13 protein-coding genes are annotated in these 15,830 nt (G+C 46.4%); 1 reads left to right on the plus strand and 12 read right to left on the minus strand.

From position 1 onward, the window contains the following. Positions 1-108 precede the first annotated feature (108 nt). The gene (gene chrA, locus KJS94_RS13385) at positions 109-1,314 is read left to right on the plus strand and encodes a chromate efflux transporter (protein WP_239804169.1); all 1,206 of its coding nucleotides are present in this window, start codon (positions 109-111) and stop codon (positions 1,312-1,314) included. Positions 1,315-1,375: 61 nt separating this feature from the next. Here the strand turns inward: chrA and KJS94_RS13390 are convergent, their stop codons facing one another. The 12 genes from KJS94_RS13390 to KJS94_RS13445 form a co-directional block, all read right to left on the minus strand. Next, the gene (locus KJS94_RS13390; RefSeq protein WP_214447987.1) at positions 1,376-2,980 is read right to left on the minus strand and encodes a tetratricopeptide repeat protein; all 1,605 of its coding nucleotides are present in this window, start codon (positions 2,978-2,980) and stop codon (positions 1,376-1,378) included. A gap of 9 nt (positions 2,981-2,989) precedes the next feature. Further along, positions 2,990-3,823 (minus strand): universal stress protein, encoded by an 834-nt coding sequence (locus tag KJS94_RS13395; RefSeq protein ID WP_214447988.1) that lies wholly within the window; start codon positions 3,821-3,823, stop codon positions 2,990-2,992. 8 nt (positions 3,824-3,831) lie between these two features. Further along, positions 3,832-5,208, minus strand: coding sequence for a glycosyltransferase (locus KJS94_RS13400; protein WP_214447989.1), 1,377 nt, complete (start codon positions 5,206-5,208; stop codon positions 3,832-3,834). Between the two features lie 71 nt (positions 5,209-5,279). Continuing rightward, entirely contained in the window at positions 5,280-6,668 is a 1,389-nt protein-coding gene (locus KJS94_RS13405; protein ID WP_214447990.1) for a HAMP domain-containing sensor histidine kinase, read from the minus strand. A 1-nt stretch (position 6,669) separates the two neighbouring features. Next, positions 6,670-7,359 (minus strand): response regulator transcription factor, encoded by a 690-nt coding sequence (locus tag KJS94_RS13410; protein WP_214447991.1) that lies wholly within the window; start codon positions 7,357-7,359, stop codon positions 6,670-6,672. A gap of 90 nt (positions 7,360-7,449) precedes the next feature. After that, positions 7,450-8,799, minus strand: coding sequence for a TIGR00341 family protein (locus KJS94_RS13415; protein ID WP_214447992.1), 1,350 nt, complete (start codon positions 8,797-8,799; stop codon positions 7,450-7,452). Between the two features lie 12 nt (positions 8,800-8,811). Beyond that, positions 8,812-10,623, minus strand: coding sequence for a chloride channel protein (locus KJS94_RS13420; protein ID WP_214447993.1), 1,812 nt, complete (start codon positions 10,621-10,623; stop codon positions 8,812-8,814). Positions 10,624-10,633: 10 nt separating this feature from the next. Further along, a complete protein-coding gene (locus KJS94_RS13425; RefSeq protein WP_214447994.1) occupies positions 10,634-11,779 on the minus strand; it encodes a methionine aminotransferase in 1,146 nt (381 codons plus the stop codon). A gap of 202 nt (positions 11,780-11,981) precedes the next feature. Next, the gene (locus KJS94_RS13430; protein WP_214447995.1) at positions 11,982-12,911 is read right to left on the minus strand and encodes a helix-turn-helix domain-containing protein; all 930 of its coding nucleotides are present in this window, start codon (positions 12,909-12,911) and stop codon (positions 11,982-11,984) included. Between the two features lie 41 nt (positions 12,912-12,952). Continuing rightward, the gene (locus KJS94_RS13435; RefSeq protein WP_214447996.1) at positions 12,953-13,339 is read right to left on the minus strand and encodes a RidA family protein; all 387 of its coding nucleotides are present in this window, start codon (positions 13,337-13,339) and stop codon (positions 12,953-12,955) included. Between the two features lie 363 nt (positions 13,340-13,702). Then, positions 13,703-14,785: a mannose-1-phosphate guanylyltransferase gene (locus KJS94_RS13440; RefSeq protein WP_214447997.1), complete on the minus strand. Its 1,083-nt coding sequence runs from the start codon at positions 14,783-14,785 to the stop codon at positions 13,703-13,705. Positions 14,786-14,803: 18 nt separating this feature from the next. After that, on the minus strand, positions 14,804-15,772 hold the full coding sequence (locus KJS94_RS13445; protein ID WP_214447998.1) for a KpsF/GutQ family sugar-phosphate isomerase: 969 nt from the start codon (positions 15,770-15,772) through the stop codon (positions 14,804-14,806). Positions 15,773-15,830: the final 58 nt, after the last annotated feature.

The raw sequence follows: 15,830 nt of genomic DNA on the forward strand, positions 1-15,830 counted from the left end.
CGGTAGGCGAATGGCCATTTGCGATAATTGGATATTTTTAAACTTTCTATACATCATCCGCCGGCAATGGTTTTAATACGTCACATACCATTTCTAAAGGCTGTTTTCTTGCATAGTGTCACTGCGTTTGGCGGACCGCATGGGCATTTTGGCATGATGCTAAAGACCTTTGTGGACCAAAGGAAGGATGTGACGAAGGAAGAACTACTGGAATACAACGCATTTTGCCAAATGCTACCGGGAGCATCTTCTACCCAGGTATTGACCCTTATCGGTTACAAGCGGGGAGGTGTGATGCTGGCGGTGCTTACCTTATTGATCTGGATATTACCAGCCTGCCTGCTCATGGGTGGCCTGTCCTTCCTTGTTAAGTACATCGATAACAAATCTTTCCAGCATGATGTGTTCCGGTATATCGGCCCAATGACGGTAGGTTTCCTGGCTTATGCATCGGCAGAAGCATTTAAATACGCGATACACAATACCATCACCAGGGTGATCATGGCGGCCAGCACCATCCTGGCCTTTGCGTTTTTCAAGTTGCCATTGATCATACCGGTCCTGATCGTAGCGGGTGGATTCGTCACCAACCTCAGCGATAAGAGGATACCCCAGGTGGGCGAGAAGCCCAGGAAGATCAAGTGGGGGAATATCTGGCTCTTCGCTTTTATTTTCCTGGCTGCAGGTTTGTTGAGTGAACAGGCAAGGAAGCATGACTGGCCAAACAGGCGGCCCATCAACCTATTTGAGAATACCTATCGTTTCGGAAGTCTTGTATTTGGCGGGGGCCAGGTGCTGGTAGCCATGATGTATGAACAGTTTGTGGTTCGTCCCAAAAATGAGCGGCTTTTGCAAAGGAACCCCAATGTCATCAAGATCGAACGCGATGATTTTTATACCGGGGCGGGCGTGGTCAGGGCGATGCCCGGACCCGTATTCTCCATTGCATCATTCATGGGTGGAATAGCCATGAGTGACAGGGGGACCGCCTGGCAGGTATTGGGATGCATTATTGGGACAGTAGCTATTTTCCTGCCGAGTGCCTTATTGGTCCTATTCTTTTTCCCGGTCTGGCATAACCTGAAACGGTATGCGATTGTCTATCGCGCATTGGAAGGCATCAATGCAGCAGTTGTTGGGTTCCTGATCGCTTCAACCCTCTACATGCTTAAGGACATCACTATAGCGGAATGGTCCGGCAGGGGTTTATTGAACTCCATTGTTATTGCTGCCACCTGGTTATTGTTATGGAAATCAAAGATCCCTTCTCCCTTCATTGTCCTCATGGTATTGTTACTGGGATTGCTGGTATAAAAAAGCCCCTCCTGAAAAGAAGGGGCTGTCAAAAAACCAACCTGTAGATGAGCATGCTTAATTATTTTGGACCGCCATCAGCCACCCATTTCTTCAGGATACCGCTGAATTTCTGGGCATCCTGGTTATCGGGATCCAGGGCGAGTATTTTTTCAAACCACTCAAGTGCCAGGGGATAATCTTTCTTTGTATTGGCATCAAATGCACCAAGGTATCCATAGGACTGGATAAGGAGGCTCTTGTTCTTCTGCGGGTCGGCCGCGGCGATCTCTGTAACCTTCCTGTAGTCATCATAGGCAAGGCCCTGTTCCATGGTACTGTCTACCTGTGCCCTGCTCCTCGCCCTCCAGTAATAGCCATAAACCTGTTCCGGGTATTTGTTTACATAGATACTAAAAACACTATCCGCCAATTGGAATTCATTCGCCGCATAATGGGCAAGTCCCCAGTTATAGATGTCGAGGTTATTGGCATCTTCTTTCTCCTGGTAGATCTTTCCCAGCCATGCAGCTTCATTGCTGCGAAGGTTCTGCTTTTTATATAGGCTGGCAATATTTTGCATATAGCCGATGCGGTATTTATTGACCGTGTCCAATTGAAGGGCCTTTGTCCAGGCATCAATGGCCAGGGAGTCCTGGGCCATCTTTGCCAATAATGAAGCTTTAAGGTCATGGTCCTTGGCAACGATGCTGCTGTCTGGGGCTTTTTGGAAATATTGGTCAATGTATTGCAAAGCCTGGGTAGCGTCGCCCTTGGCATCGAATGAGTAGGCCATCATTTTAAGCAGCCTGGGTTTTACGGCATTCGTTTTTTCTTCTATCAGGCTCCTGACCGAATTAATGGTCTCATCATATTTTCCGGAAACAAACAATAGGTCGGCCTGCATCAACTGGTGTTCTTCAGAAGGATCCGTATGCGCTATGTATTGGTCGAGGTATTCCTTTGCCTTGTTCACATCCCGGAAATAATAGTAATAGTATAACTCATAATATGCCGGTGCATAATTCGGGTCTGCTGCTATGGCCTTGTTGAAATGTTTCAGGAACATTTCGGTGTTCTGCTGGGTAAGGTAGATCTTGCCAAGTTTATAGGCAGCTTCAGCAAATTTATCATCTTCAAGAAGGGCATTCATATAGGCTTTAGCCGCTTCTCCCCCATCACCTTTTTTCCGATAGGCATCGCCGATAAGGGTATAGAACCTGGCGTCAACAGATTTTTTCTTTACCGATTCGAAAACATTGATGGCATAATCCGGGTCGCCGGACCTGGTTTCCACCTGTGCTTCCATAATGGCCTTCACTACTTCTGCGTCCTTATGGCGGGAATCTTTCAGGGCCTCTTCAAACAGGCCTTTTGCTTCATCGACCTTACCTTCCTGCAGCAATAACTTGCCCAGCGCCACTTTATTGAGTGGTGTATTCAGCATGCCAGCATCAGAGGGCTGCAATAACAATTCTTTTGCTTTGCTGATGCTGTCTTTTTCAAAATAGACCTCACTTAGCCAATACAACACATCTTTCTCCTCCCCACTTTCCCTGATCTTCTGGAGAATGTTCTCGGCACTTTCGAGGCGATCATAGTAGATCAGTTGTTTGGCCTCATCAATGGATTGAGCTGCAGCGAGGGTACTTAAGCCACAGCAGGCAATGGTCAGTAGTTTTCTCATTTTCTTTTTTTAGATTGTCATTACCGGAATACCGGATGATGAAAAATTGAATTTTGATAATAGCCGATGGAAGATACCGGGAGGGGATGTTTCTGAACCGGGTTTGACCAGTATCAAATCGGCATTGACTTTCCTTGCATATTCCAGGGTGGGGGCAGCGAGGTTGTCTCCATCTACCGGATGACATTCTACAGTTAAGGTGGTATTGTCCCTGATCAGTTGATAGGTTTTGAACAAATAGGGGTTTTCGGTTCTCTGTCTTTTGGCATCCTGTTCCTGCAGGGCCAGTAAATGGATCCTGGCGTCATTCTTTTTACCGGCAAGGAAACTGGCGATCATGATCTTTTTAAGGGGCAGTTCGTGGCTGATCGGCAGGACGATGTTCTTAAAATCATAGTCCTTCTTGTGCAGGGGAACCATGATCATAGGGCAATTGATTTTACCCACCAGCTGGGAGAACCGTATCGGCTGCCTTTTGAAACGGCTGCCCGACTGCAACAAAAGCAGGAGGTCGATCTGGTTTTCATGAATGTAATTACGGATCAACCATAAAGGCTTTCCTTCCTTGCAATAACAATGGATACGTGTGCCTTCAGGTAAAAGCTTCTTCAGTTTCTCCTGGTATTCCTTCAACCTATGTTCAGCAGTATCGAAGGGTTGGGTTCGGCCATTAGCATAACCCTTCCAAATATTCTTGAAAGAGAAGGCTGGTCTTTCCACCACATATATCAGGTGGAATGAAGATTGCCATTCCCTGGTGAGTGACACCAGGTTCTCCAGATTCTTCACCAGGGCGTCATCCTGGTCAACTACTATTGCTACCTGCTTGAAAAGTTTTTCCATTGTAAGCATTAATAGGCCAGCGTAATTCCCTTCTCATCCTGGTCAATAAGTGCCATTTCACTCCGTAGTTCCGCAACCAACAATTCAACTGTTGCGAAGGCTCGATGCAAACCATCATTGGAGATATCATGTTTCCCTAATCCAAATCCGGCAGTATAGCAATTTTCCTGAAGGACCTGGAACCTGTTACACAGGTGGGGAATGGTATTGGTTTTGGAAATGGCCTGACCAAAAAGGCTCAGGTTACTGGTATAAAAACAGGATGGAATCCTCACCTCACCTGTGGTCAATCCTTCAAAAGACTCGAGGTGGTTACCAATGCTGAAGTCTGCCCCCAGTACGTTCTTACAATATTCCGCTACATAGGAATTATGGTTGCTGATAACACCTACCAACACGCCCATTGCTTTCAATTCCTGTACCTGGTCCACGATATTTTCCCGGATGCCTGTTTCGGAGGCAGTTTGCAGGATGAGGTTGATACTTGCTCCCTTCAATAGGGTGGCAATTTTCTTGGTGAAAGTGGAAGGGTCCTTTTCTTTTTCCACCAGGTTCTTCATTTCTCTTTGAAGGCCTAGTCTTTCCGCAATGAGGAAATTGAAATCCTTTTCCATGACCAGTTTATCTGCGTCTATCAACACCATTTTGTTTTGGCGGAAGAATGCAGAAGGCAACATGTTCTTCATTTCTGAGGAGATGCGGTTCAATACTTCCTTTCCGCCAACGGCTACCACATCATCCATCTGTAGGACTGATTTTGCAATGATGGCCCTCGTCACTTCATAACTCATTTTACCGAGCGCCTGCCAGGGCTTGCTTTTGTTTTCGATATAACCGATACATACTTCCTTCATCCTGGCTTGCATCAGGTACATATCGATCAGGATACCGATATCCACACCGTAATCAGAAAAGAACCGGATGCGCTGGAAGAATTTTTTCTTTCCTGCTATCATTCCGCTTAAAGGTTGCTCGAAACGCGCCAGGCCGGGATAGAAAATATTGATCAAAGGCTTTGCCACCAGTTCTGTTACCCTTCCTGCATTGCGCGAGAATCCTGCTTTCACGAAATCTACTTCATCGCGCAGCAATGGATCCGTCAGCAGGAATATGGTGGGTTGTGGATAAGGGTCTATATCACCATCAAGAAAGACAAGGAACTCGTTGCTGGCAGCTTTAATGCCGTCTTCCATGGAACTGCCCTTACCCCTTGTTGCACTAATGATGACTTTCGCGCCGGCGCTTTCGGCTACTTCCCTGGTCTTGTCTTCCGACTGGTCGTCAACAACAATTACTTCGGTAACAACTTCATGCTGCAGGCAGTAGCGTACTACCTTGCCTACAGTCTTTTCCTCGTTCAATGCTGGGATGATAACAGTTACCATAGACAAAATTTTATTTTACCAAATTTGCCCATGAATCATTAAGACCCGATTAAAGCATAATTAAAAGGAAATTAATTCGAGTTGTAGCTATTGATATTGGGGATGCTGACAGTGAAACAGGTTCCTTTAACTACATCAGAATCAACGTCTATGCTTCCTTTGTGGATACCAATGATACGTTTGGCCAATGCGAGTCCAAGGCCAAACCCTTTGCCTGACTGTGTCTTGGGGGAGCGGTAAAAAGGAAGGAAAATATTGTCAATTTCATCTGCGGTGATCACATCCCCCCTGTTCCTGATCTCAATGATCAGTTCGTTCTCCTTGAAATTGAGGAATACGTTACTGGTATGGTCATTGGAATATTTGCATCCGTTCTCCACAATATTTTTCAATGCGCTGAAAAGCAGGTCTGCATTACCAAATACTACACAGCGCTTTTCGTCTTCCGGAATTTCACTAAAGCTAAGGATGACCTGGTAGTCCTGTGAAATTTTTTGTACAGCGCTGGTAACTTTCAACAACACTTCATCGAGGCGTACCTCTTTCAATTCAATACTTCCCTGTGATCCGGTCTTGGCAATTTCCAGCAGACTCTTGGTCAGCTGTCGCATTTGCTGCACATCTTCCTGTACAGACTCCAGTACTGCTTTATACTCTGCAACACTTCTTTCCTTCCTAAGGGTGATTTCCAACTGGCTGGAGATCGATGTCAAAGGCGTATTCAATTCATGGGAAGCATTGGAAATGAAGCGGCGCTGTGTGGTAAAGGATACCTGCAGGCGATTGAGCAATTCGTTAAAGGTATCAGCCAATTGCCTCAATTCATCCTGTCCGCTGCCTGCATCGATCCTTTGGGAAAGGTTGTGGGAGGAAATATTGTTTACCTCATCAATAATATTGGCAATTGGGAGCAGCAGTTGGCGGGAGAACAGGTAACCGATCAACATGGATAATGACGTGCCGAAGAGTGTGCTGAACAGGAGGATCTGTTTTAACCTGGAAAGCCATCCATGCCCATCAAGGTCATAGGCGGTGGCCACCACAATAAAATGGTGCCTGGCGTCTTTATGCAATAATCCATAGGCATCGCGATCATCTATGCTGAAGCCGGTTTCCTTTTTGCTGATGATCGTATTGAGGTTATCCTGCGAAAGCTTGAACGCATCATTGGGGGATGCGTTGAAAATGTACAAAGGCCTTCCGGAAGAATCATAAACATGTAATGATTTTCTCGAAAACAGCCTGGCATTGCTCGCTTCGATCCTGTCGAGCAGGCTTTTGCTGGTATCGCCCAGGATGATATACAATTGGGCAGAATTACTTGCCCTGCTTTGGAGTCGCTGGCGGAAGGTGTCCTTTCTTTGGACAGAGGAAAGATAATAAACGAACCAGGCCAGCAATAATAATAAGGCTGTGACCAGTATCGTGAACAGTAAGGTTATTTTGGTTCTGATCTTCACGCTAGCTGTTTTCTTTCAGCACATACCCCATGCCAACCTGGGTGTGGATCAGTTTCTGGTCAAAATCCCTGTCGATCTTTTTACGGAGGAAGTTCACATAAACATCAATAACATTGGTACCGGTGTCAAAATCAATATCCCATACATTCAAGGCTATATCGGCACGTGACACCACCCTGTTCTTGTTCTTGATCATGTATTCGAGGAGCTGGAATTCTTTTGCGGTCAACTGAATGGGTTTACCAGCCCTTGATACTTCCTTACTATCGATATTCATCAACAGGTCTCCTACCCTGATCGTATTGCCGATCGGCATGTTATATTGTGCCCGCTTCAATAATGCCCGGATCCTAACGAGGAGTTCCACAAAATCGAAGGGTTTCACAATATAATCATCTGCGCCGGAATTGAAGCCCTCAACCTTATCATCTATTCCGTTCAGTGCTGTCAATAAAAGTACCGGGATATGCTGGTTTACCTGGCGGATATGGTGGAGTAATTCGTAACCATTGATGCCGGGAAGATTGATATCTGCGATCACCAGGTCGAAATGCTCGTTATCGAACAGTTTCTTACCCATGTTCCCGTCGTAGGCGATCTGGACAGTGTACTGCTGTTCTTCCAGGCCTTTTTTCAGGGTTTCGGCAATCTTTCGCTCATCTTCGACCAATAAAATGGAAATATCCTGCATACACGATGGAATCAGACAAACTTAAAATTACCAAAACTCCTGCTCAGTGCGCTCCGTAGAACAATTATAAATTCATTAAAATGACTACTATCAAGGTTTTATCTCGGAAAACACCTTGATATTCTCACTCTTCAGCCTTGCGGAAAGCCATTGGTTAATGGACTGGGTCTCGTTTTTATTAAGGGGTATTCTTAGTTCAAGGAATACCAGGTAGGCAGTATCTGAGCCTGAAGGCCCTTCTATTATGGTTGGTTCCACGGCCAGGGCTTTGATATTGCTGTTAAAGCTGGCCAGCTCTTGCAGTAATGCAGCATTACGGGGCGTGGTATCCATTTTCATGACAGCCTGCGCTTCTTCCAGTCGGGACAGCCGCTCTTCCATGGACAGGCTTAACTCCTGATTACCCTTGAGGTCTTCCCTTATGGCATTTTTGAGCAGGTTAACCTGAAGGCTGTCGCTAATACTAATTTGCCTGATCTTGCATTGGGTATTGGTCAAATTATACTCGGGCATTCTTTGTTTCCGGCTATTTATTAGGCTATCTGTTAAGGGAGCACCGATATATACCAGCGAGATCACCCTTGCTTTAGTATTGATTTCTGATTTGACCAACTGTGAAAACCCAAAGGACATTTCCTTCTCTATAAAAGAACTTGCGTTTTTCAGGTAAATATTTTGTTGAATAATGTTATAGCCAAAATATATGCTAGGTACCAGGGTTAGTAAGGATATGCTCAAAATATAACTGCGAACCTTTTTCCGCTCTTCATCATTAACGTACTTTACCTTGGGGAACTTCAGGAACCTGACAATTAGGATGGTAGCCAAACTGATGAAAACGCTATTGATAAAAAACAGGTAGAGGGCTCCCATTAAGTATTTCCACTCACCGTTAGCCAATCCATAACCTGCCGTGCAAAGCGGGGGCATTAGTGCCGTGGCAATTGCAACGCCTGGAATAACATTACTCTTTTCCTTTCTTGTAGCCGCCACAACTCCTGCCAACCCGCCCAAAAATGCGATTAAGACATCATAGGTAGTTGGCTGCGTTCTTGCCAATAACTCTGACGCTGCATCATGGATGGGGGAAATAAGGAAGTAAAGGGTAGAGGTACAAAGACTGAGTAAGGCTGCGATGGCCAGGTTACGTAAAGCCCTTTTGACCAGCTCAAAATCATAGATCCCTACCCCAAGGCCGAAACCCATGATTGGTCCCATTAAAGGAGAGATCAGCATCGCCCCAATGATCACCGCAGTAGCGTTAACATTTAGTCCAATTGAGGCTATAAATATGGCAAAGATGAGGATCCATAAATTTGTTCCTTTGAAGTCAACACCCTTACTTAAAGCTTCGATAATATTTTCAAACTCATCTGTATCTTCCATCAGGTTAAACCTGTCCCAAAAGAACCATTTGATCTTTCGAAGTAAGGCACTCATGATCATTGATGTTTAGGGTTCATGTTCTTCTTCATCATAAAGATCAGCCTTTCCGGCCAGTGATTCCCGGTATTTTTCAAAAATCCTGGTTTTGGATAGAAAGCCAAGAAAGCGTTTGTCCTTGTCCAGTACAGGCAGGTACCATGACTGGGTGTAATCCATTTTATCCATGGCCTTCTTCATGGATTCATTTTCAAAAATAGTTGCCGGGGGTTTCTTCATCAGTTCCTTGACTGTTGTCCTTTCAAATAACCTGGGTTCGAACAAGGTCTTTTTGATATCATTCAGTTCAATGATGCCCTGGAATTTTCCCTCATTGTTAACCACCGCAAAGATGTTCTTGTTGGAAGATTTGATCAATGCTACCAGGTCAGAGAGTTTCTTATCGATCCCGATCCGTTCATATTCATCCTGAACCAGTTCCCCAAGGTGCATTTGCTGAAGGATATTGTCTTCTTTTTTGTGGGTGAATACCTGCCCTTCGCGAACCAGTTTTTTTGTTTCCATTGAATAAGGCTCAAAATGCTTCACGATGAAAAAAGAAATGGAAGAAACGATCATCAGGGGAATGAACAATTCATACCCATTGGTGATCTCAGCAATGAGGAAGATGGCAGTAAGCGGACAATACATTATGCCGCTTAAAACCCCGGCCATACCGGCAAGGCTAAAGTTGCCTTCCGGTAAACTGAACCATTTGGTGAGATTGGTAATACGTGAAAGGAAAAAACCCAGATAGGCGCCCACAAACAGGGATGGTGCAAAATTTCCGCCATTGCCACCCCCGCCAATGGTAATACCGGCCGCTACCGGTTTTAATAGGATAATGGCGCCGGCAATCAGTAATAATCCCCACATGCCCGGCTCGAACTGGTAGAGGAAGGCCTGGATGATCTTTTCAGGTTCACCATTGGCGAGGAAGCCGACAGTAGGATAGCCCTCCCCTAAAAGTGGGGGAAAAGCAATGATCAGGATAGCCAATAAGCAGCCTGCGATCAGTGCTTTCAAATAGGGATTTTTGATGAGCTGGTGTACACCGTGTTCGGTTTTCTTGAATACCCTGGCATAATAGAGTGACGTGAACCCTGCCATCAGTCCAAGGAGGATATAGAATGGTACATTATGGTAATCAAATGCCTGCTTTAGTTTGAAGTTGAAAAGAATGCTCTCTTTTAAAATGATATGGGAGCATAATGCGCCGGTAACAGAAGCAATAATGAGCGGGATGAAATAACTGACAATGGTTTCGGTCAACAGTATCTCAATGGCAAAGATTACCCCGGCCACAGGGGCATTGAAAACTGCCGAAATACCTGCAGCTGCACCGCAAGCAAGGATCAAACTTCTCTCCTTAAAATCTAACTGATGTATCCTGGCGGTATTTGACCCAATGGCTGAGCCGGTCGCTACAATGGGTGCCTCAAGACCTGCGGAGCCGCCCATGCCTACCGTAATAGATGCGGTGACAAGGTGTTTGTAAGTATCTGAAAGTGGGATAAAAGCGTTCTTCCGGGCCACTGACCTTAACACCATTCCAATACCTTTCTCAATGAACCCGTTGAAAAAAAGGCGGGTGATGATCACCGTTATGATCAGTCCAAGTATGGGGAAGATGGCAAATGTGAATTTCCTTGAACCTGGTTGGGAAATGAACTCCTGCAGCAGGTGGACCACCGATTTTAAACCAACGGCAGCCAGGCCAGTAACAATCCCTGTCAGGATTGCCGTATACACCATGAACTGAACACGATTCAGTTTAAGCCGCATCCAGCCGATAAAGGCCTGGTACCTCGCAACTACTGGTCTTGACAGTTTCAATAACATCGGAACAGTTTCAGATCTTTTGCAATTTGGCTACTGCCGTTTCAAGTGTGGATTCCTTTTTGGCAAAGCAGAAGCGCAAAAGCTTCCCATCAAAGCCATCCTGGTAGAATGCGGAGACGGGTATGGTAGCCACACCAGTCTCCTTTGTCAACCTGATGGCAAATTCGGCAGCGGACTCATCCGATATCCGGCCATAGGAAGCGCAGATAAAATAACTTCCGTAGGAAGGCAGGAGGTTGAACCTCGTAGTTGACATCAGGTCGGTGAAATGATCCCGCTTCTTTTGCAGGAAGCTACCTAATTCCAGGTAGGCCGAAGGATTTTTCAGGTAGCTGGCCAGCGCCACTTGTGAAGGGGTATGGCAGCTAAAACAGTTGAACTGGTGAACCTTCCTGAATTCCTTCATCATGGCCTCCGGGGCAATGCAGTAGCCCATCTTCCATCCTGTGCAGTGGTATACTTTCCCGAAAGAGAAACAAACGAAGCTGCGTTGCAACAAACGGGGATACTTCAGCATACTCAGGTGTGGCCGTCCGTCGAAGATCAGGTGTTCATATACTTCATCACTAATGATAAATAGGTCATGCTCCTCCACCAAATGGGTGAGCTGGATAATATCTTCTTCCCTAAGGATGGCGCCGGTTGGGTTATGTGGCGAATTGATGATGATGGCCCTGGTAGCTGGACTTACGGCATTCCTCACCGCATCCCAGTTGATGCTGAAATTGGAAGGGTCAAGTGGTACCAGTACAGGCTTTGCCCCATTGACAAGGATATTGGGGACATAACTGTCGTAAGCGGGCTCGAGAACAATAACCTCATCACCTTTATTGAGGATCGTGGTCAGTGCGGTATAGATGGCATAGGTTCCGCCGGGTGTGATGGTGACCTCTGTTCCGGGGTTGATCAGGGTGCCATAACACAATAAGACCTTTTCTGCAATGGCTTCGCGGAGTGCAGGAAGACCAGGCATGGGGGCATATTGGTTGAAATCATTTTCCATGGCTGCATTGACAAGGCTTGTGAGCGATTTGTCCATGGGGAAGTCAGGAAATCCCTGCCCGAGGTTGATGGCATTGTATTCAGTTGCTAGAGCGCTCATGGTGGTAAAAATGGTTGTACCCACCAGTGGTAATTTGGAGTCGATCCTTCGCATGGGCCAAAGATAAGGGAGGCATATTGGTAGTGCAGGCACAAAAAAATAGAGCCCGCGGACGAGCTCTATTAGGACCACCCTAAAACCTGCATGAAGAAGAGGTTTTACAATCTGCTGCTTACAGATTGCCCCATGAAGTTAGTTCAGTTCCCCGCCTTCATGAGGTAAGTGTTATAGAATTTGTGGTAATTTCTTGCTTTAATCAGATTTTAACATTGTTACGGGCCTTGTCCCGGTAGTCGGATGGGCTGATTCCAACCTGGTGACGGAAGAATTTGGCGAAGTTGGAATTGTCCTTGAAATGCAGGTAATAAGCCACTTCAGCAACGGTCATATCCGTATTCTTGAGAAGGGACTGTGCTTCAAGGATCACCCTTTCCCTCACCAGTTGGGCTGCCGTCTTCCCGGTTTGCTGCTTGAGCAGGTTACTGAGATAGGTGGGGTGCAGGTGCATTTCATTAGCCACATACTTAAGGGTCAGGGCTTTATCCATTTTGCCCTTATTGAGTTTGATAAAGTACTCGTTCAGCGTCTGTAGGAAATTGTTCAGGGTAGTGTCCTTGCCGTTCTGTTGCTGGGCGGTTTCACTGCCAAACTTGGCCTTGCACTGGTAAAGGAAGATGTTCAGGTAATGAAAGAGCATCTTCATCTTTTCGGGATTATCACTGTGCAGGATCTTGTACATGAGATCCAACAATTCCTTCTGTTCATCGAGGAAACCGGGACCCTTATCTATGACCAGTCCATTTTCAGTATGGAAGAACCTGAACTCACGGAAAATGAATTCACCCTGGGGATACTGGAAGATGAAATCAGGGGTGAAGAATACCAGGTATCCATTCCAATCAGTGATCTCTGAATACTGGCGGATATGCCAGGGCGAGGTAAAATACATGATGTCCTTACCAATGGCATATTCCTGGTTACTGATATTCAGCTTAAAGCTACCTCCCGTTACAAATCCGATTACAAAAGCATTTAACCGGAACGGGTTGGTAGTGGTTTCTTTGGTTTGCCAGGAGATGTCCTCGAATTTCAGGATCTCAAAATGCGGGGAGATCGGTTCCTGAGAATGGTGATTGATTCGGAATGAATCGACCAGATTGTCGAAATAGGCAACCTGTTTTTGCATGTGTTTTCTCTTTGTGTTTATAGGATAAGTCTAAGGTTTATCTATGCTTTCATGGCCGTAGCCTCTATCTCTACCAGGTAATCAGGCGATATCAGGCCCTTTACCTCCACCATAGTGGTGCAGGGTTTGATGGCCTTGAAAAACTCACCGTGGGCGCGACCAATCTCTTCCCAACGACTGATATCGGTTACGAAGATCCTGGTCCGGATCACATCCTTGAGGCTGAAGCCTGTCTGCTCCAGGACCCTGCCGATCTTTTCAATGATGAAGCGGGTTTGGGCATAGGCATCTTCCTTGCCTACCACTTCATTGTTTTCATTGATGGCAACTGTTCCGGTCACTTCTACTAGATTGCCCACCTTCACTGCCCTGCTGTAACCGACAATTTCTTCCCAGGGTGCGCCTGAAGAATAGTTTATTCTGGTCATATAAAAGATTTAATACGATCTGCAAGAGCATCAGATGGCAACCGTCAATAGGGTGTCATCCGGTATCAAGCCGGGAACAGCAAATTTGACATCATGTGACGCAAAACGTTGCAAGCTGTTCCTGACAAATAGCTTTTACGGATCGTCAATTATCTACGGTTAGTATGGTTTGGGTTCTGCCTGGCGCCTGCACCAGCATCCGACACCCGGTGTAGTAGAGGATTAGAGCCTATGTTTACAAAGACTCAACTCGGGGGAGGATAAGGAACAAGCGGTTTATTGTGATGCGATGTTAAAGGTAAATATAAAATGCCTCGCGGGAAATAGCGAGGCATTTTTAAAAAACTTGATAAGTGGTATGGCCTATAGGTACTTCTCGCCTTTTTTCCTTTTTACCTCTGAAACATAATCCTTTATCTCCTGTTCGCGGCCTTTCTGGCAGATCATCAGGACATCTTTTGTATCCACAACGATGAAATCATCGAGTCCCTGCAGCAATACCAGTTTGTCATCCGGGACATGGACCATGCATTTTGTAGCATCTATTACCATGACGTTCTCCCCGGCAACGGCATTACCCAGGTAATCTTTCTCGAAATTATCATAGGCACTGTTCCAGGTACCCAGGTCGCTCCAGCCAAAGGAAGAGGGGATCACATAAACATTATTGGCTTTTTCCATGATGCCGAAATCGATGGAAATATTGGTACACTGGGGATAGACCTGCTCCAGGGTTGCCTTTTCTTCAGGTGTGTTGAATTTTTCCTTTTCTGAGGCGAACACTTCGAACATTTCCGGCAGGTATTGTTCAAATGCGGCAAGCACATTCTTGACCTGCCAAACGAAGATACCTGCATTCCAAAGGAAATCGCCGCTAGCCAGGAAGGTCCTGGCCAATTCCAGGTTGGGCTTTTCGGTGAAGGTCTTTACCTTAAAGACATTATCGGTAACGGCATGTTGCTCATACTGGATATACCCATAACCCGTGTTGGGATGGGTTGGCTGGATACCCAGCGTCACCAGGGCATTGTGCTTATTCACAAAGCTCAGGGCTTCCAAGCAAACCTTCCTGAAAGCGGTAGTGTCCAGGATAAGGTGGTCTGAAGGCGCCACGATCAGGGATGCCTGTGGGTCCTTCTGCATCAGCTTGAAGGAGATATAGGCGATACAGGGTGCGGTATTCTTGCGGGAAGGTTCACCCAGGATATTATCGGTTGGCAGTGCGGGTAATTGTTCTGCAACAATATCGATGTACTCTTCCGACGTAACAACAAAGATGTTTTCCTTGGGGATAAATTCAGCGAAACGATCAAAGGTCCACTGGATAAGGGTCTTGCCCGTATTCAGGATATCCAGGAACTGTTTGGGGTAGTTGGTACGGCTCATGGGCCAGAAACGGCTTCCTATCCCTCCGGCCATAATGGCCACGTAGTGATGTTTGTTCATTGGTCAGGCTATTGTGCCTTAAATAAGGCCTTCTTTGATTAGATCGTGCAAATGTAGGATTCCAAGGTATTGGTTGTGCTCGTCCCTGACAACCAGCTGGGTTATATCATATTTCCTTAACAGGTCCAGCGCATTGATGGCCATGGCATCGGCCAAGATGCTTTTGGGATTGCTGGTCATGATGTCGGAGGCCTTAATGCCTTCAAGGCTTTGCTCCTTTTCCAGCATCCTGCGCAGGTCCCCATCCGTGATCACCCCCAGGATGGTATTGTTGCCATCAACAACCGTAGTCATTCCCAACCGGCTTCCCGAAATGGAGATGATCACCTCTTTCAGTCCTGCAGAAGGGCTTACTTTGGGTTTTTCATTATTGATATAGAGGTCGTGTACCCTCAGGTAAAGCTTCTTGCCCAGGGTGCCACCCGGGTGGAACTTGGCAAAATCCTGGCCATTGAATCCGCTCAGCTTCATGAGGCTCACCGCCAATGCATCACCCATCACCATTTGTGCCGTGGTACTGCTGGTAGGTGCCAGGTTATTGGGACAGGCTTCTACGGAAACAGAAGTGTTCAGGACAATATCTGACTGCCTGGCGAGGAAGGATGCGGTATTACCGACCATCCCGATCAGCACATTGCCGAAATTCCTGATAAGGGGTACCAGCACCTTGATCTCCGGGCTTTCGCCGCTCTTGCTGATCACCATTACCACATCATCCTGTTGAACCATACCCAGGTCGCCGTGGATAGCGTCCGCAGCATGCATATAGAGTGATGGGGTACCGGTTGAATTGAGGGTGGCCACGATCTTCTGGGCAATGATCGCACTCTTTCCTATTCCACTCACCACCAGCCGGCCCTTGCTCTGGTACACCACTTCTACCGCGCGGGAGAACTGGTCGTCGATGAACTGCTGCATGGCCAGCAGGGATTCCGCTTCCAGTCCAATGGTTTGGCGGGCGATCTCTTGAATTTGTTGGGGATTCATATAGCGGGGCAAAAATAATGAGGAATGTGGATTGGAGGGGGGCGAATTTGGTTGACGG

The sequence above is a fragment of the Flavihumibacter rivuli genome (assembly GCF_018595685.2).
Classification (GTDB): Bacteria; Bacteroidota; Bacteroidia; order Chitinophagales; family Chitinophagaceae; genus Flavihumibacter; species Flavihumibacter rivuli.